Source organism: Solimonas fluminis, assembly GCF_002930645.1.
GTDB classification, from domain to species: Bacteria; Pseudomonadota; Gammaproteobacteria; order Nevskiales; family Nevskiaceae; genus Solimonas_A; species Solimonas_A fluminis.
This window is the reverse complement of record NZ_PSNW01000004.1, coordinates 227,795-245,331: the sequence shown is the minus strand read 5'-3', so window position 1 is coordinate 245,331 and position 17,537 is coordinate 227,795. Positions and strand designations below refer to the sequence as shown.

At 65.8% G+C, this 17,537-nt stretch carries 15 protein-coding genes; 11 read left to right on the top strand and 4 right to left on the bottom strand.

All coding sequences use genetic code 11. From position 1 onward, the window contains the following. The first annotated feature begins 25 nt into the window (after positions 1-25). Entirely contained in the window at positions 26-679 is a 654-nt protein-coding gene (locus C3942_RS09600; RefSeq protein WP_104230162.1) for a glutathione S-transferase family protein, read from the top strand. Positions 680-689: 10 nt separating this feature from the next. Here C3942_RS09600 and C3942_RS22045 read toward each other — a convergent pair whose 3' ends face one another. Further along, positions 690-980: a Rossmann-fold NAD(P)-binding domain-containing protein gene (locus C3942_RS22045; protein ID WP_133164284.1), complete on the bottom strand. Its 291-nt coding sequence runs from the start codon at positions 978-980 to the stop codon at positions 690-692. Positions 981-982: 2 nt separating this feature from the next. On the opposite strand from C3942_RS22045, the gene C3942_RS09595 reads away from it, so the two are divergent. The 3 genes from C3942_RS09595 (at position 983) to C3942_RS09585 (ending at position 5,978) form a co-directional block, all read left to right on the top strand. Continuing rightward, complete coding sequence (locus C3942_RS09595) at positions 983-3,313, top strand: DUF349 domain-containing protein (protein ID WP_133164283.1); 2,331 nt, start codon at positions 983-985, stop codon at positions 3,311-3,313. Between the two features lie 246 nt (positions 3,314-3,559). Beyond that, the gene (locus C3942_RS09590; protein ID WP_104230160.1) at positions 3,560-4,837 is read left to right on the top strand and encodes a GDSL-type esterase/lipase family protein; all 1,278 of its coding nucleotides are present in this window, start codon (positions 3,560-3,562) and stop codon (positions 4,835-4,837) included. A 184-nt stretch (positions 4,838-5,021) separates the two neighbouring features. After that, positions 5,022-5,978, top strand: coding sequence for a glycoside hydrolase family 16 protein (locus tag C3942_RS09585; RefSeq protein ID WP_104230159.1), 957 nt, complete (start codon positions 5,022-5,024; stop codon positions 5,976-5,978). Between the two features lie 234 nt (positions 5,979-6,212). On the opposite strand, the gene C3942_RS09580 is transcribed toward C3942_RS09585, so the two are convergent. Together C3942_RS09580 and C3942_RS09575 are read right to left on the bottom strand one after the other, a co-directional pair. Continuing rightward, on the bottom strand, positions 6,213-6,779 hold the full coding sequence (locus C3942_RS09580; protein ID WP_104230158.1) for a hypothetical protein: 567 nt from the start codon (positions 6,777-6,779) through the stop codon (positions 6,213-6,215). A 46-nt stretch (positions 6,780-6,825) separates the two neighbouring features. Beyond that, positions 6,826-7,467, bottom strand: coding sequence for a TetR/AcrR family transcriptional regulator (locus tag C3942_RS09575; RefSeq protein ID WP_207766038.1), 642 nt, complete (start codon positions 7,465-7,467; stop codon positions 6,826-6,828). Between the two features lie 133 nt (positions 7,468-7,600). On the opposite strand from C3942_RS09575, the gene roxB reads away from it, so the two are divergent. From roxB to rnk, 5 genes are all read left to right on the top strand, one after another. Next, positions 7,601-10,018 (top strand): rubber dioxygenase RoxB, encoded by a 2,418-nt coding sequence (roxB, locus tag C3942_RS09570; protein ID WP_104230156.1) that lies wholly within the window; start codon positions 7,601-7,603, stop codon positions 10,016-10,018. 794 nt (positions 10,019-10,812) lie between these two features. Further along, on the top strand, positions 10,813-11,442 hold the full coding sequence (locus C3942_RS09565; protein ID WP_104230155.1) for a DMP19 family protein: 630 nt from the start codon (positions 10,813-10,815) through the stop codon (positions 11,440-11,442). 585 nt (positions 11,443-12,027) lie between these two features. Then, positions 12,028-12,351: a hypothetical protein gene (locus C3942_RS09560; RefSeq protein WP_133164282.1), complete on the top strand. Its 324-nt coding sequence runs from the start codon at positions 12,028-12,030 to the stop codon at positions 12,349-12,351. Positions 12,352-12,796: 445 nt separating this feature from the next. Beyond that, positions 12,797-13,096, top strand: a complete 300-nt coding sequence (locus tag C3942_RS22040) for a hypothetical protein (protein WP_133164281.1) — start codon at positions 12,797-12,799, stop codon at positions 13,094-13,096. Positions 13,097-14,003: 907 nt separating this feature from the next. Beyond that, positions 14,004-14,399: a nucleoside diphosphate kinase regulator gene (gene rnk, locus C3942_RS09555; protein WP_165797395.1), complete on the top strand. Its 396-nt coding sequence runs from the start codon at positions 14,004-14,006 to the stop codon at positions 14,397-14,399. Positions 14,400-14,409: 10 nt separating this feature from the next. Here the strand turns inward: rnk and C3942_RS09550 are convergent, their stop codons facing one another. Continuing rightward, positions 14,410-15,351, bottom strand: coding sequence for a DMT family transporter (locus C3942_RS09550; protein WP_104230152.1), 942 nt, complete (start codon positions 15,349-15,351; stop codon positions 14,410-14,412). Positions 15,352-15,535: 184 nt separating this feature from the next. On the opposite strand from C3942_RS09550, the gene C3942_RS09545 reads away from it, so the two are divergent. Beyond that, on the top strand, positions 15,536-16,975 hold the full coding sequence (locus tag C3942_RS09545; RefSeq protein ID WP_104230151.1) for an LVIVD repeat-containing protein: 1,440 nt from the start codon (positions 15,536-15,538) through the stop codon (positions 16,973-16,975). A gap of 13 nt (positions 16,976-16,988) precedes the next feature. Further along, on the top strand, positions 16,989-17,510 hold the full coding sequence (locus tag C3942_RS09540; RefSeq protein ID WP_104230150.1) for a nuclear transport factor 2 family protein: 522 nt from the start codon (positions 16,989-16,991) through the stop codon (positions 17,508-17,510). The last annotated feature ends 27 nt before the right edge of the window (positions 17,511-17,537 follow it).

Here is a 17,537-nt window from a genome sequence, read left to right as displayed (position 1 = left end):
GCCCTGCGCCGGGAGAAGCCTCGCGATGACCATCACCATCACCGCCTTCGAACGCTCGCCCGATGGCGGCAGGGGGCTGGCGCGGGATACGCGCGTCCGCTGGGCGCTGGAGGAAGTGGGCCTGCCCTACGAGGTCCGCCCGGTGTCGTTCGCGGCGATGAAGCAGCCGGCGCACCTGGCGCTGCATCCCTTCGGCCAGATTCCGACCTACGAGGAAGGCGGCCTGGCACTGTTCGAGACCGGGGCGATCGTCTTCCACATCGCCTCGCGCCATGAGGGCCTGCTGCCGGCCGATGCCGATGCACGGGCACGCGCCATCACCTGGATGTTCGCCGCGCTCAACACGGTGGAGCCGCCGATCCTCGAGCTGGTCACCGCCCGGATCCTGGAGGCCGACAAGCCCTGGAGCCGCGAGCGCCTGCCCCTGGTGGAGGATCGCATCCGCGCGCGGCTGCGCCCGCTATCGGCCCGGCTGGCCAAGGCCGGCTGGCTCGACGGCGCCTTCAGCGCGGGGGACCTGATGATGGTGTCGGTGCTGCTGCGCCTGAGGGCGTCGGGCCTGCTGGACGAGTTTCCGGACCTGGCCGCCTACGTCGCCCGCGGCGAGGCCAGGCCGGCCTACCGGCGCGCCTTCGAGGCGCAGTGGGCACTGAACAACGGCGGGTCTCCCTCGGCTTGAGACTGCGGGTTCAGTTTGCCGGCCGCGCCGCCCCGATGGCGCGGAGCCCCTGCCGGTAGCTCGTGACGCTGAAATCCGGAAAGCGCTGCTTGAACTTGTCCGAGATGAAGAGGTTGTCCGCCTCATCGCGCAGCCTGCGGTTGAAGGGGCCGGCGAGATCGAGTTGCCAGCGCTTCAGCACGGTGTGACGGGCCGGCGTGCCGAAGATGCCGGCGGCCAGTTCGATGCAGACAACACCGAATTCCGCTCGCCTTCGCGCGCCAGTAGAATCTGCGGCCGGCTCCCACGCGGTGTAGGTCAACCATGTCGCTGTTCTCGCGCCTGTTTCGCAAAGTGCCCTCGCCGTCGCCCGCCTCGGCTCCGGCGCGCCGATCGGCCTTGCCCCAGGAGGCCCCGCAGGCGCCCTCGAGACCTGGCGCCGCCGAGCGTGCATTGGCCGCCGATGCCGAGCAGCGGGCCTTGCAGTCGGCTATCGATGCCCGGGACGTGCAGGCGGTGGCCAGGCTGGTCGTCGAGGGAAGCTCGACCAAGATTCGCCAGGCGGCGGCCGAGGCCATCGAGGATCTGGACGTCCTGCGGCAGCTCATCCGGGATGTCCGCGGCGGCAATGACAAGAGCGTCTACAGGATCCTGACGTCCAAGCGCGATGCCCTGCACGAGCAGGCCCGCAAGCGCGAGCAGCTGCAGGCCGAGATCACGGATGTCTCCGGAGCCCTGGAGCGCTGGAGCCAACGTCCGTACGACGCCTTGTCCGGCCCGAGGCTGGACGACCTCGAGGGCCGCTGGCAGGCGGTGGCCGGGCAGGCCGATCCCGAATTGCGCGAAAGGGTCCAGCTATGGATCGGGCGCTCGCGGGAGACCATTGCCGAACATTCGCGCCAGGAGGAGGCCCAGGCGGCACTTGCGCAGGCTGCCGCCGACGCCGCCGCAGAGGCACGGCGCCTGCGCGAGGAGCAGGCGCAGGCATCCGCGGCGGCCGCGGCCGAGCAGGCCCGGGTTCTCCAGGAGCAGAAGCGCCTGCGGGCCGAACAGCAGCAGGCCGAGCAGCAGGCGATTCGCCAGATCGACGAGCTGATCCGCAAGGCGCGTACCGCGCTTGGCGGCGGCGGCAGCTCGCGCGCGGCCGGGTTGCGGCGCCTCATCGAGGAGAAGCTGGCCGGAGCCGCGCCCCTGCCGGCCAGCCTGGCCAGCCAGATACAGCAACTCGACAAGCAGCTGAACGAGTTGAAGGACTGGAAGAGCTTTTCGGTGGCGCCCAAGCGTGCCGAGCTGACGGAGGAGATGGAGTCGCTCATCGGCGCGGCACTGGATCCGCAGGCGCTCGCCGACAGGATACGGGGCCTGCAGGAGGAGTGGCGCAGCCTGAGCAAGGGGGCGGGCGAGAACACGGAAGCCGACTGGCAGCGCTTCCAGGAAGCAGCCCAGAAGGCCTACCAGCCATGCAAGGAGTACTTTGCCGCCCAGGCCCTCGTGCGCGAGGAGAACCTGCGCCGCCGCGATGCCTTGCTCGCCCGATTGACGGCGTTCGAGGCGGAGTGCAACTGGGAGCAACCGGACTGGCAGGCTGTCATCAGGACCCTGCGCGAGACGAAGCAGGAGTGGCGCAACTGCTCGCCGGTGGATCGCCAGGCTGGCAGGCAGCAGGAGAAGGGCTTCGCGGCCCTTGGCGCGAGCATCCAGGGCCGGGTGGATGCCGAGTACGCCCGCAACCTGAAGCAGAAGGAGTCGCTGATAGAGCGCGCCCGCCTGTTGGCCGCCAGCGAGGACGGCCGCAAGGCCATCGAGGAGATCAAGGAGCTGCAGCAGAAGTGGCGGGTGGTGGGTCCGGTACCGCGCGAGGCGGATCAGCGCCTCTGGGGGCAGTTTCGCCAGCACTGCGACACCGTGTTCCAGAAGCGCGACAAGGAGTTTGCCGACTACGCGGCCAGCCTCGACAGCAACAAGGCGCAGGCCATTGCCCTGTGTGAGCAGATCGAGCAGATCGCCGCCCTCGAAGGCGCGGAGTTGCTGGCGCGTGCCGGAGCGCTGGCCGAGCTGCGCAACGCCTTCGATGCGATCGGCGAGTTTCCGCGCGCGGATTCGCGCGGGCTCCGCAACAGGCTGGAGCAGGGCCTGGAGCGCTGCAGGAAGTCCATCGCGCGCCAGCAGGCGCGTGACGCCGAACGTCGCTGGGCCGATCTTTTCGACGCCGCCGATCAGGTGCGCGCCTACCGGCTCGCCGCAGCTCGCGGCCTGGATGCGGAACAGCTCGACACCCTGAAAGCGGCGGCCGAGGCCCACATCGCTTCCGTCCCGCGCTGGCCCAAGGGCGGGCTCGAAGCCCTCCGGCAGGGGTTGGCAGGCGAGCGCTTCTCGGACCTGGCGGCGAATGAGGCCAGCCTGAGGATGCTCTGCATCCGTGCCGAGATCCTGGCGGACATGCCGACGCCTCCGGAGGACCAGGCACTGCGCCGCGAGTACCAGCTGCAACGCCTGGTGCAGAGCATGGGCCAGGGGCCGAGGGCCGACGAAATGCCGCTGGATGCCATGGCGATCGAATGGGCGGGCGCCGGCCCTGTGGAGGATGGGGTGTACGCGCCACTGCTGGAGAGATTCCGGCGCTGCCGCGAGCGGGGAAGCTCCAGGGGTGCCTAGGGCCTTCGCAGGTCGACGGCAGCCCCGCCCAGGCCATTGACTGCAGGTTCATGGCCCCCGGAGGGCTGGACGGGCGGCGTTGTCCGGATATCGCAAATGGCGTCCGGCTCGAGCATTTGAAGGATCCCTGAAGTTTCCTAGGGTGTCGCGGAGCCAGCCCGGCCGTCCCGCATGGCATGACGGCCTGAGACTGCGCGGCCGGGGCAAAGGGCGTTGGCTCGGTGCCGTCCATTCCTGGAGCAAAACATGAAGTCGCTGAAGCTGGCTCTTGCGGGCGTTCTGCTTTGTGCCGGCGGCAGTGCCGCTGCCGGTCAGCAATTGAATTTCCAGGAGGATGCTTTCTCGTGGAATTCCACCGTCGGGATTTCAAGCGTCGATGATCCCCATGCGTCCGGGGGCTCCGCGACCAAGCTGCTGCGGAATTCCATCGGGACGCTCGAGGCTTCAAGCTCCGATCTCACCCGCGTCAGGGTCCGCGCTTCCGGCGTGCAGTACCAGGGGACGTGGCCGAAGATGCGAATCTGGCTGAACGGTACGGTCATTGCCACTCAATCCGTGAGCAGCCCGGCCTGGACGGACTACAGCTTTCCCGTTGCGTCTCCGGCCGGTCTCAATCGGGTCCAGGTGGAATTCACCAACCAGGCTTGTGGTTGGTGGTTCAACGACTACATCTGCAACCGGGGCCTGCTCCTGGACCAGGTCACGCTGGTCGAATACGGAGCGCCGGAGCCCCTCGACTATGTGGCCATGGGGGATTCGTATTCCTCAGGCTGGGGCGCCGGCAGCTACGATGCTTCGGATTGCGGGCGGTCGGCCTATGCCGCGCAGGTCTGGCTTGCCGCGGAGCAAGGCATGAGCCTGACCAATGCGGCCTGCGGCGGCGCGGATACGCGGCACATCCTCAACACCTCGCTGGGAGGAGAGCCGCCGCAGATCGAGCGTGTTTCCGGCACGACGGACCTCGTGACTTTCACGATTGGCGGCAACGATACCGGGCTGATCTGGATGCTCGACCAGTGTGTCCGCACCCGTTCGATCCTTTGCCTGGGCGGTATTGCCGGGCAATCGATGCAGGATCAGTTCAACACCAAGCTGAACGCGCTGGGCCCCAAGCTGACCAATGTCTTCAATGCCATCATCCAGCGGGCTCCCAACGCCAGGATCCGCGCGGCGGGGTATCCCTACATCATTCCACCCGAAGGCGATCCGGTGGGCTGCAGCTGGCTGGAGAACTGGGAGCGGGTCTCGTTCAACCAGATGCTGGTGCGGGTGAACGACAAGATCCGCGATACCGCGGCAGCCGTGGCGGCCGCGACGGGGGCGGATATCGCCTATGTCGATCCGATGGCCGGGACCAGCCCGTTCATGGCGCGGGACAATGGCGTGGTCGGCTCTGCCTGCTCGGACAGCCCCTCCCGCTACATGCTCAATCGATACGAGCATCCGGCGGCAAATGATGGCTGGCATCCCAATGCCGCGGGACAGCGGCACTACAAGCATCTCTATGAAGGATCGCTGCAGTAGAGCCGGGTGAATGGCCTGGATTGCCCGGGCCATCGCTCTCAGGCCGCCCGCTTGGGCCAGGAATCGGATTTGCGGCGCTACGGCGGCCGGACAATCGCGGCGCACGAATCGAGAAGGCGCTTTCCTACAGACAATCCCCAATCGACGTACCTAGGCTGCATGGGAAAGACCTGAGGAGAAGATCATGCCCACTCGATTCGCAAGCGTAGTGCTGACTCCGATCCTCGCGGTATCGGCTGCCGTAGGTGCCCAGGCGGCAGGCGCAGCCACCTGCGCCGACTGGAAGCCGAACCTGGCAAACGAACTGTCGTGCAATCTCAACCTGATCGGACCGCCGCAGACCGCGCAACCTGCTCCGGGGATGATCGATCCGGCGGGCTGCGGCGCAACGGTGGTGAAATCCGATGGCACTCCGTGGCAGTGCACCTTCTCCGACAACTTCGACGGCATCGACCTGGATCGTTCGAAGTGGGTGCCGCAAACCAACTTCGTGAACGGCAGCAACACGGTCTACGCCTGCTACATAGACGACCCGGCCGTCATCAGCGTGTCCGGCGGCAATCTCAATCTGTCCGTGAAGGAGATGCCGCAGCCGGTGGCCGGGTGTCCCAGCAACCGCGCGGGTTCGCGATTCGCCGCAGGACAGATTTCGACCTACTACCTGTTCTCGCAGAAGTACGGTCGTTTCGAGGCCCGCATCAAGGTGCCGTCGGCGAGCGCGCCCGGCCTCCAGGAAGCCTTCTGGCTGTGGCCTGATGTGCGCTACCACAGCACCGCGCTCTGGCCCCTGTCGGGCGAGATCGACATCGTCGAGACCTATTCGCAGTACCCGAACCTGGCGATCCCGTTCCTGCACTACTCCGCTGACCTGCTGGGGCCGCAGCCGGGCGTGAACACGGCGTGGACCTGCCAGGCAAACCGTGGCGAATGGAATACCTACACGCTGGAGTGGACCGCCAACCGCCTGGAGGTGCTGGTCAACGGCCAGTCGTGCCTGGTGAACAACTCCAACGACTCGGCCTTCGACAAGCGCTACATCATCGCGTTGACCCAGGCGCTCGGGACCGGCGCCAACGCCTACGGCGGCGTCGGCATGCTGCCTGCGACCACGCAGGTCGACTACGTGCGAGTCTGGCAGTAGCGGCGCCGGGCCGGAACGGGCATCGCCGGCAGGAACGCCGGCGAGGTCCATCGACATCGGAGCCGCGGGCAGATCAAAGAGCCAGCGAGACCGCGCCCGCCAGGGAAACCTGGCGGGCGGTTCATGCCGCCGCCGCGAGGTGGACGGCATGCGGATCGATCGACGGCGCAGCCGCGTCCGCCCCGGCACGAGGGGGACAAATCCAAGCCCGGTCGAATCTCCGCGGTTCCTCGTTCACGGTCCCTTGCGACGGCGCCAAGGCGACGGGCGGGGTTCCTCCGGCGCGGCGCTGCCGGGCGGGATCACCGGCACGGTAGGGCCCATCGCGGCGAGCTTGCGGGACAGGCGGAAGGCGTAGGACTCCACCGCGCGCCAGTCCCAGTCGGAGACGGCGCCCAGGTCGGGGTAGCGGTCCTGGCGCGAGCGGGCGCGGGCCTGCGAGTTCACGGCGACCCGGCACTGGAGCTTGCCGGGCTGCGGGAAGTAGAGATGCAGGTGGATCAGCCCCCAGCCCGCCAGCGAGTGGCGGAAGGTCTTGCCCTCGCGCGGCGGGTCCAGCGTCACGCGGCGTTCGACGGCGCGCCCCTTCATGGAGGGATACCAGAGCCCGAAGGCATAGTTGTGCAGGCCCGCGGCCGCGCATTCGGCGGCCTTGGCCTGTATCTCGGCGGGGGTGGCGAAGCGCTGCAGGGCCTCGCCCAGCTCGGATTCGGACGAGCAGACCTGCGGCGTCTCCGCCTGGAAGGCGCTTTGCGCCAGGTCGCCGAAATCCGGGAAGGTGATCAGGGTGGCGAGCGTCACGGGGCGTCCTTGATGGCAGATGCGGGGCGGCGGGCGCGGGCCCGCTTCAATTTCCTGATTCTCTCACTGACGGCGCCTCGGCTTCCGGGGCGTCGTACAGTTGCCGCAGCACCATCTCGACCAGTGCGCCGATCAGGCGCTCGCGCGAGAGGTGGTCCGGCCGCTGCATGGCGATCTGCTGCATCGCGGTCCACACCATGCTGGTGAGCAGCCAGGCGCTGGCTTCCGGGTCGTAGAGGCGCACCACGCCGGCGCTCTTGTCGCGGCCCTTGCGCACGATCTGCTCCAGCGCCTGCGACAGGCCGCGCGCTTCCGGAATTTCGCCGAGGAAGGGCACCTCGCTCAGCGCCACGCGCAGCAGGCCGGCGCGGGACTCCAGCGCCGCGACGATGGCGCGTATCCAGTGGTCGATGCCCGCGCGCGGCTGGTCGGGCAGGGCCAGTGCCTCATGCAGGCTGCGGCCGATGCCGGCGACGATGTCGCGCAGCGCGGCGCCCAGCGTGGCCGCCACGATGGACTGCTTGTTGGGGAAGTATTCGTAGAGGGAGCCGACGCTGACGCCGGCCCGCTCGGCCACCCGGTTGGTCGTCACCGCGGCATAGCCCTCGTCCTGCATAAGCCGAGCAGCGGCGTCGCAGATGGCTTCCACGGTGGCCCTGGAGCGGGCTTGCCGGGGCTGCTTTTTCAATTGCAGATCAGATGCTTGTCTCACCGCCATGGCCTCCTCTGAACAGCGGGCTCCGGCAGGCCCAATCCGAGTGGTTCCGAGCAAATACTCGGTTTATCTTAGCGGGACTATATCGCCGCCGTGGAGGAGAGCCATGAGCCTGCGAAACCTGCGTGTCCCCTTGCGCCTGCTGGCCGTGCTCGGCGGTGCTGTCCTGCTGTCCGCCTGCGGCGAGTACGGCGGCCGCAGCGATCCCGCCAGCGGCGGCGGGCCCGGCGGCCCGCGCGGCAGCGTGCAGGTGAAGAACTGCGGCGAGCTGTTCACGCAGCGCGTGCAGCCGCGGCTGGATTTCTGCCGCAGCTGCCATGTACCCGGCGGCGTGGCCGACGTGGCCGACGGCAAGCGGTTCCAGCTCGCGGAGGACGAGAGCCGCGATGCCGAGCTGCTGAAGCAGTCCTGGCTGGCGCTGGGCGGCAACGGCAACGGCAAGTCGCGCATCCTCAGGATGGCGTCCGGCACCGACACGCGCACGCACAGCGGCGGCAAGCCCTGGCCGGTGGGCAGCGACGCCTACCGCGAGATGGATGCGCTGCTGCAGGGCTACGACACGCCGGCGGCCTGCGCGCTCGGCAACCTCGGCGCCATCAGCGATCTTCCGCTGCTCGGCGGGCCGCGCGGCGGCGGCGCCTGGTCCAACTTCTGCAAGGACAAGCCCGACGGCGCCGTGCTGCCGCCGGACCCGCGCACGCTGGTGGTGCCGGGCGTGAACCAGGGCAAGGCGGTGGCCTTCAACGCCTACTGGAAGTCCTGCGACAACGGCGTGCCGCGGCCCAAGACCTGCGGCGAGATGCGCGAGCAGTCCGAGCTGGGCCGCTTCGTCGGCCACGGCCAGGGCGAGCCGGGCACGCCGTTCGCCTTTGCCGGCGGCAACGACAACCCGGACGGCATCCCGGCGGAGAAGTACAACGAGCTGTGGAAGTCCGCCTGGGGACTCGATGCGCGCCCCGACAATTTCGACGCGCTGGTGGCGGAGCGCTACGGCTCGCCGCTGAGCCCGGTGCGCAATCCCTATCCGCTGCCGGGCGAGGACCCGAACCAGACCGATGGCGGCTCCGGACAGCTGCCGATGGTGTTCAGCCAGATCCGCAAGGCGGATGGCACCTGGACCGGCAAGATCGGGCAGAAGGTCTGCATCTTCTGCCACAACGGCCAGCTCGGCACCGAGGCCGACGGGCCCGGCATGGGTCCGCAGCTCGGCGGCGCCGGCAGCATCGGCGACTTCGCCGTGGCCAGTTCCGACTTCAGCAAGGCCGAAGGGCTGGCGGGCTTCGGCACCAACACGGCGCTGTCGCTGGTCACCATCTCCACCAACCGCGGCAGCGGCGCCATCGACTTCTTCCAGCTCGCCTTCATCCTGTTCAGCAACGGCGATCCCGCGCTGCTGCTCAACGACAAGATCGTGCTGAGCCAGGCCATCGGCAACATCAAGAGCCCGCCCTGGTGGAACCTGGCCTACCGCCCGCAGAAGTTCCACGGCGCGGTGCTGCCCACGGACTCCTCGCGCATCGATCTGGCCGCGTACTACGACCTGGTCAAGAGCCTCAGTGGCGGCGCCGACGAGGCGCTGGGCTGGATGGACGCGCACTCCGGTCCGTTCCAGACCTGGGCGGAGACGTTGGCCTCGCCGCGTTACCCGGGGCCGGTGAACACGGCGCTGGCGGAGCAGGGCGCCATCCTGTTCCACTCCAAGGACCTCTGGGGCGACGGGCTGGACAACCCCGTGCCGCGCCCGGACCAGGGCAACGGCTCCTGCGCCGGCTGCCATGGCGCCTACTCGCCGCGCTACACGCACGATCCGGCCTACCTCGACACGCCGGAGCTGGCCGGCATCGCGGCCTATACCATCCCCACGTCCATCGCCGGAACGGACCCGGTGTATGCCGACGCCATGCAGAGCCTGCGCAACGCCGACGGCAGCGTGAGCCCCGCCATCCTCAACCAGGCGGTGGTGTCCTGCGGCCTGGGCAACGCCGGCCATACGGAAGACAACACGCCGATCTACCTGGCGCCGCCGCTGTGGGGCATCTGGGCCGCCGCGCCGTACTTCCACAACGGCTCGGTGCCCAACATCTGGGGCGTGCTGGACCCCGACAGCGAGCGGCCCAACATCTGGAAGCGCCGCTCCGCTCCCGCACGCGCGGACCAGGAGGGCAGGGTGGTGATGGGCTACGACACCAACCTGCAGCGCGCCTACGACAGCGACAAGCTCGGCTGGAAGTACGACGAGATTCCCTGCGGCGCCACCGGCTCGCAGCCCTACATCGCCTGCAATCCGCTCAATCCGGAGGCACCCTCGCCGGTGCAGGCGCTGCTGGGCGAGATCTACAAGCTGATCGGCCTGACCTGGAACCTGCCGCGGCCGGAGGGTTTGCTGATGACGCAGCAGAACATCGAGAACCGCAAGGTGTTCAACACCAACCTCTACAGCCAGGGCAACCAGGGCCACGCCTTCACGGCCGTGCTCACGGACCAGGAGCGCAGGGCCATCATCGAGTACCTGAAGACGTTGTAGGTGGAGCTTGGGGGGCGCCGTGAGGCCGGGCTCGTGAGGGCTCGGCCTTTTATTCTGGGTGCTGATGGGCAATGGCCGATTTCAGCCCGAAGCGGATGTCGTGGCGACTCAAATGTCGGCAGCAAAGCGGGCATTCAAGACATAGCTCTGCCGCTCAGCCCATTTAAGCCGACCTGATTCACTCGTCAGGTTGTTGAATTTGGGCGACCACGGTCATCGACCTGGCACCGTGCGCCGCCTTGTGTAGCCAAGCCGAGAGGCGGCATAGTTATGCCGAATAGGCACTCAGATTTTACGCCCGGACTAACAATTTGTTTAACGGACAGGCGGTCGAACGATCTCAGGAATTTCAGATGCTTGCACACAAGGTCCATGGGGTTCGTAGTTCTGTATATGCCGACAAGCGTCCGTCTATTAGCTGTTGGGCCTAAACACATGAGCGGCAATACATGGTGGTTCGTCTGCCGCATAAGCGATAGTCGTTTTGAGATTCAGCGCCTGAGAGAAGACGGCACGGCTGAAGCGGCAGTTGAGTTTGAGAACGGGCAACAGGAAGTTCTTCTTCTGGGGGCGCCCGTGCCAAGGCCGGTACTTGAGGCGGCGGCGCGTCGCGCACTTAATGACGGCGAGTACGTTAATGCAGAGGGCAAGCCCACACATCGGAGCGGCAGCCATGTTGAGCGGTAGCTGGGGCCTGTATCTGGCCCAACCAACGGTTCAAGCCGATCGGCCGCCCCTCCGCTGCGCTCCGGCGCGGCCGTCGGCTTAACCTGGGCGTTGGGCCTTCAGAATCCATGAGTAAAGTTCCCTGCAAAGAATGCGGTGCATTGATACTGCCCGTCACGGCGGAACGTACTGGCGGCGTGTGCATGGCGTGCAAAAGTGGAATTCGGAAAAACATAGAGGCCTCTAAGGATTATCGGGCTCGAGAAAAAGATCTGGAGAAAACCTGTACCTTCCGAGCGCTGTGGCGGTCTCTGCATCATCGTATCTACGGAGAGGCGGGTGGCCTTGGCGCGCTCAACCAGACCGAGCAGAAGTACTGGGCGCTCAATATTCTTGAGGGTGAAGTTTACAACGGAGGCTTTGATCAGTATTTCTACAACAGCTCAGGCTCTCTGTATCTACTTACGGTAGAAGCCTTGATGGAAATAGGTGCAACCGATGCACTATCGCTCTTAGAGCAAGCAAAAGTAGTTATCTTTGGGCAAAAGTCTGTCCCTGAAGACACTGTAGAACGTCGGCAACTCATACGTTCACTTTGGCCGGAGCTACCGCCAAGCCTCGACGCAATTGACAAAGCGTACTGGGAGAAATTCAGCCGACTTGGGGAGAGGATCGAAAGGTATGCTGTAGATAACGGGTTAGTAGAGGCCCAACCAGTGCTTCAAGCCGACGCGGCTGCGTCGCGCGGCTTAATCTAGGCGTTAGGCCTATGGACGACGCTGCAATAACAAGCTCCGCAGTTGTGAAAGCTGGCATGGAACGAATGTGCTGTGATTTCACAGAGCGCGTGGCGCCACTGGGATTTATTAGGACCAAGAGCCGCAGTCGTGTTTGGGTTCGTAGGGGTGTCGAGCTAGATGCCTGCATATACTTTCACAGACGTGGTAGCACCTATGGATCTCCCATTAACAACTCCGTTGCTATACGTGTTCACTTCTCGGTCCAGAAGCCTGATGGGAGTCCTACGCATCACGATCAGTTATTGAGCGATCAGGTTAGAGATGACAGGGGGTACGCGTATCATCTTCGGTTCAACGCCTTGAGTGGGAGTTCCTATGACCGCTGTCTTGAGGGCTTGGTACGGATCACACATGAGCATGGACTCTCTTGGTTTCAAAAAAACGGGGCCTAACTATTGCTCCAAGCCGACGGTCCCGCCTTCGGCGGGCCCGCGGCTTAAGCTAGGGCGTTGGGAACCAAGGACAACTAGGAGCTAAATGATGGGGATGTGGGCGTTGGACCCATGGGACAACGACGGGGCTGCCGATTGGTATGGCGATCTCATGGACAAAACCAAGCTGAGAAGCGCTTGGCTGGAGGGCATATCGGCAGATCCCGTCGAATCTCCCGACATCGTCCGAGCTGCAGCAGCGCTGTTCGTCATGCTTGGTCGCGTCTATGTGTGGCCGATTAAGAAGTTTGATGAAGATTTAGAGAAGGCAATCTCTGCTTTAGAGCGTGTCGTGAGCAACGACAGCTATCAGGAAGCGCCAGAGCTTGTGCAGCAAATCTCCAGAGAGATTGAGGAGTTGAAGTCTCGCAGGAAACCTGCGCAGGGCGGCGAGGCCGTCAAATCCGCGAAACCATGGTGGGCATTCTGGAAATGATGCGTGTTGGTGCCCAACAAGTGCTTGCAGTGGACGTCCTCGCCTTCGGCGAGGCCGCCACTGAAGCTTGGCGTCGGACTTCATGAAACGAGTAATACACATTCGGGGCTACTTCTCACTGCCGACAGACTTAGCAGAAGAGATGCGTCATTGGCCTGAGTTTCAAAGCGGCACCGGCTGCGACGTTTCACTTGGGTCTATCACTGAGAGAGTCGTCGTCGCCTACCATCCGGAGAGTGAGAAAGACAATCAGCATGTAGAGATCTCTGGCGAGGGCGACGGGCACCTGTTTCATCGGGTGCTTGGCTGCGCCGTTCACGCCATGAGTAAGCATAGCGATGAGCTGCTCGTTTCAAACTGACCGGTCCAACAATCGCTTCAAGCCGACCCTGCTGCGCAGGGTGGCTTAATCTAGACGTTGGGCCTCAGACAAAGAGAGGGCACCTTGAAAGGTTTGTTTCAAGATGCGGTGGCGTGGTCAGAGCGGTCCGTCGGATCGCCGCTCAGCTTCTGGCTTAATGCTTTTCTTCAGTTGTTCTTCGCCACAGCTCTTGTAGTGGCGGGATTCATTGCACAGAACATGCTTCAAGTCATTATTGCTGCGGTATTTGCCGGTCTCACCCCAGTCTTTACCTCATATGCACTTCGCCAGGTGCTTCTGGAGTTGCGAGCCGCTCGGGCAGCCTTGGCTAAGGCCCAACCAGCACCTCAAGCCAACGCGGCTGCGCCGCGCGGCTTAAGCTAGGCTTTAGGTCTCCTTGAATCGCATTCGGCCGACCATCCCACTTTCCGACTGGCGCATTGCGGTTGATCTAAACGCTTCGAAAAAGATCAGACGTCAAACCGGCCATCCCGCCGACGGGTGCCAATGTGCTGCTTGCACGATGTGGCGTATCGCTGCTACGACAGCATTCCCAAGGGCAATCACTGAAGAACTAGGCAGGCTCGGCATCGATATAACTAGGCCAACTGATCTGTATGTCTTTGGTGAAACTGAAGGGGTAAAGGAGTTTCGCGTCATGTATCACATCGCCGGCAAGATACAGTCAGGGCCTGCCGCCACTCTCGAGGGCAAGCTAGGTTCAATGCAGAACTACCACACAGTGCAGTTGAAGCCCACGTTCGTTGGGTTACGTGTGTCCTCTACGCGAGAATCCTTTGAATATGCACCTGCACCACCAAAGGACAGCGGGAGTGACGTTCTGTGCTTGGACTTTAGGCTGCAAGTACGTGCGCAGTCGGTCTAGCCAGCGGTTCCAGCCAAGGTACAGAGCAGTTGACCCGGAAAAGTAGAGCCTGAGGCCTAACTGAAATCGAGGGGACAGTGGCCAAAGCGGGTTCAGCCCTTAGCCTGAGCGTTGAGCGCTCCGAAAGCGGTCCTTCTCGAACGGCAGCATCTGGCACAAAGCAGACATTCACAACCGGTTGACACCGCCTACATCGCAACCGATGATGGCCTCATGAATCTCCTGTCCCTCTGCTGCGCCAAACCCCATCGGGGGCCGCTGCTCGAAGGCTAGCCAGCCCCGGGCTGCGCGCTCACGCGCGTCTTCCGCCCGGGGCCGACGGATCATCCACTCTCCTGACGACACGCTGCGCGCATGACGGCGCGCGGCATCGCGTCCTGCCGTTCAAATTCCGGGAATACCGCCATGGACCATCCGCTCCAGTCACCGCCGCTGCTCATCGAGGAATCGATGGAAAGTGTTCTGCGCCGCATTGCCGAAAGATCGCTGGGCCAGGCGCCGGAGGTCGCGCAGCGGCTGCTCGAGGAGATCGACCGGGCGGAACTGGTCGCCGACGGGCAGATGCCGGAGGACGTTGTCGCGATCGGTTCTTCCGTCACCTACCGCGACGAGAGCGGCGGCACGACGCAGGGCATCGGGATCGTGATGCCGGCGGAGGCCGATCCCGCTCGGCGGCGCGTGTCGGTCATGACGCCGGTGGGGGCTGCCCTGATCGGCTTGCGCAAGGGACAGCGGATCGCCTGCGAGATCGCCGGGCGCGACACCGTGCTGACGGTGCTGGATGTGGGCCGCGGGAGCTAGCGCCGGCGGGTCACTCCGCCGGCTCGGTCATCGCCTGCCGCGTGAAACGGGACTTGAGGGCCACGAGGATGCCGGAGGCGGCGATGATGCACATGCCGAGGATGGCGGAGGTACCGGGCACGTGGCCGAACACCACCCAGCCGAGCAGGCCGGCCCAGACCAGCTGCGCGTACATCATCGGTGCCAGCAGGGAGGCCGGGGCGTGGCGATGGGCGGCGGTGAAGAGGTAGTGGCCCAGGCCGCCGAACACGCCGGTGCAGAGGAACAGCAGCAGCTCCAGCGACGTGGGCGCCGGCCCACCCAGCGTCCAGGGCAGCAGGCTGCCGAACACCAGGCTGCCGACCAGCGCGGTGTAGAACAACATCGGCACGGTGTGCTCGGTGGTGGCCAGGATGCGTGACAGCAGCTGGTAGGCGGCGGTCACGGCGACGCCGCAGAGCGCCAGGCCGGTGCCGACCGGGTCCAGGCCACCGCCAGGGTGTGCGATCAGCAGGATGCCGACGAAGCCGAAGAAAGCCGCGACCCAGCCCACGGCTCCGACCTGCTCCCCGAGCAGGCGTCCCGCCACCAGCATCACCAGGATCGGGGACAGGAACACGATGGAGGTCATCTCGGCGACCGGCATGCGCTGCAGGGCCAGGCCAAGCACCAGGGAGGCCGCCGCCAGGCAGACGCCGCGCAGCAGCACCAGCCCGGTGCGCTGTGTCTGCACCAGCTTCCGGCCGTGGCTGGGCGTGAGCAGCACCACCATCAGCAGGCAGTTGACGATGTAGCGGATCGCCACCACCAGCGGCACCTCGTAGCGGGTGACGAGATACTTGGTGGTGTTGTCCAGGCAGGCGAACACGAATACGCCCAGCATGATCAGCAGCACACCACGCAGCGGGTGCGTGGGGACCGGGCTGCCTGGGCTGGCACGGACGGCGGGGGATTCCTGCGTGGGGGCGTTCATCAACGCCGCTATTGTGACAGCGAAGCGGCAAGCCGGCAGCCTGATTCTTGTCCCTGCGCGCAGAGCCGATGCGCGGCGGGTCCGGCCGCCGCGGAGTTGCGTTAGCCTCGGTGGCAGACTGCCAGGGCCGCCCGCAGGGAGGCGACAGACCGGCAGCCACGATGCCGTGAGGGGGAGAACTCGCATGAATCGCATCCTGTCGGCCACGGCGGTGGCCCTGTCGCTGGTGGTGGGCGCCTGCGGCAGTTCCACGGCACCGCAAGGCCAGGCCCGGGTCTCGTCGGCTACGCCCAAGGCGGCCTGCGGCCCGGGCTCGCGCCCGGAGACGGATCTGCAGGGGCGCGTGACGGCGGAGGACCATGCCAGCGGACGCGCCGCCGCCGGCTTCAGCTGCAACGCCGAACTGGTCGGGCAGCACATCAATCCGGATTCGGCGGTGTCGGTGGCCGGCTTCAAGGTGCTGCGCTACGTCGATGCCAGCGGCCGCGAGTGCGCCTACTACGACAGCACTCGCCTGTTCCCCGAGAGCGTGCTGGCGGGCGAGCTCGGCGTGGTGGTGCTCGACATGAGCGACCCCGCCAGGCCGGTGCGCAGCCAGCGCCTGCTCACGCCGGCCATGCTGTCGCCGCACGAGTCGCTGGTGCTCAGCCAGGAGCGCGGCGTGCTGGCGGCGGTGCTGGGCAACATCATCTTCGGCCCCGGCGTGGTGGACGTGTACGACCTGAAGGAGGATTGCCGCAATCCCGTGCTGAAGTCCTCGCTGCCGGTGGGCGTGCTGGGGCACGAGAGCGGCATGGCGCCGGACGGCATGACCTTCTATTCCGCGTCCAATGCCGCCCCCACGCTGACCGCGGTGGACATCTCCAATCCCTCGCTTACCCTGCCGCTGAGCATCATCCCGATCTCGTCGCATGGCCTGTCGATCAGCGACGACGGCAACCGGGCCTACATCGCCAGCGGCAGCACCACGCTGGAGGATTTCGTCGGTGCCGGCGAGGGATATCCCTCGCTGATCATCCTCGACGTGTCGGAGATCCAGGCGCGCAAGCCCTTCCCGAAGGTGCGGGAAGTCTCCCGCCTGAGGTGGGACAACATCACCATCCCGCAGAACGCGATCCCCATCACCATCAAGGGCCACCCGTACCTGGTGGAGGTGGACGAGTTCGCCACCAACGGCAAGAGCAAGCTGCCGGCGGCCAACGGCATCCGCGTGGGCGCGGCGCGCATCATCGATATCGGCGACGAGACGAAGCCGAAGGTGATCTCCGACCTGCGCCTGGAAGTGCACCAGCCCGAGAACCGCCCCGTGGTCGCGGACGACCCGGGCGCGCAGCAGTTCGTCGGCGGCTATGCCGGGCACTACTGCAACGTGCCGACGCGTGTCGATCCGCCGATCGTGGCCTGCAGCATGCTGCTGTCGGGCCTGCGCGTGTTCGACATCCGCGATCCGCATCATCCGAAGGAGGTGGCCTACTTCAATGCGCCGCTGTCGCGGCGGGCCGGCTCCACCAACTCCGCCGTGTCCAGCCCGGCCTTCGTGCCGGAGCGCAAGGAGATCTGGTACACCGACCTGACCACCGGCTTCTACGCCGTGCGCCTGACCAACGGCGCCTGGCCGGACTGAGCGGGCCGGACGCATGGACGCCCTGATCGAGATCGAGGCCATCCGCCAGCTCAAGGCGCGCTACTGCCGCCTGCTGGACCTGAAGGACTGGAGCGCCTGGCGCGAGCTGTTCACCGAGGATTTCATCAGCGACACCTCGGAGTCCGGCGGTCCGCGCCTCCAGGGCGCGGACGAGTTCGTCGCCTTCGTCCGCGATACCCTGGGTGCCCCGCGGCGGACCACGGTGCACATGGTGCATGCGCCGGAGATCGAGCTGCTCTCGGAGACGGCTGCGCGCGGCATCTGGATGCTGGAGGACCTGATCCGCTTCGCGCCGGGGCTGGGCTTTCGCGGCCATGGCCACTACCACGAGACCTACAAGAAGCAGGATGGCCGCTGGATGATCGCGAGCTCCCGGCTCACGCGCCTGCGCGAGGACATCGTGACGCCGTTCTTTTCCCTGCAGGTCTCCGGCTGGCTGCGCCGGCAGTCGATCAAGGCGGGGCAGCGGCACTCGGCGGCGTGGCTGGAGAAGCGCCGCCGCGCCAGCCGCTAGGGAGGCGCTGAAGAAGTCTGTTCTTGC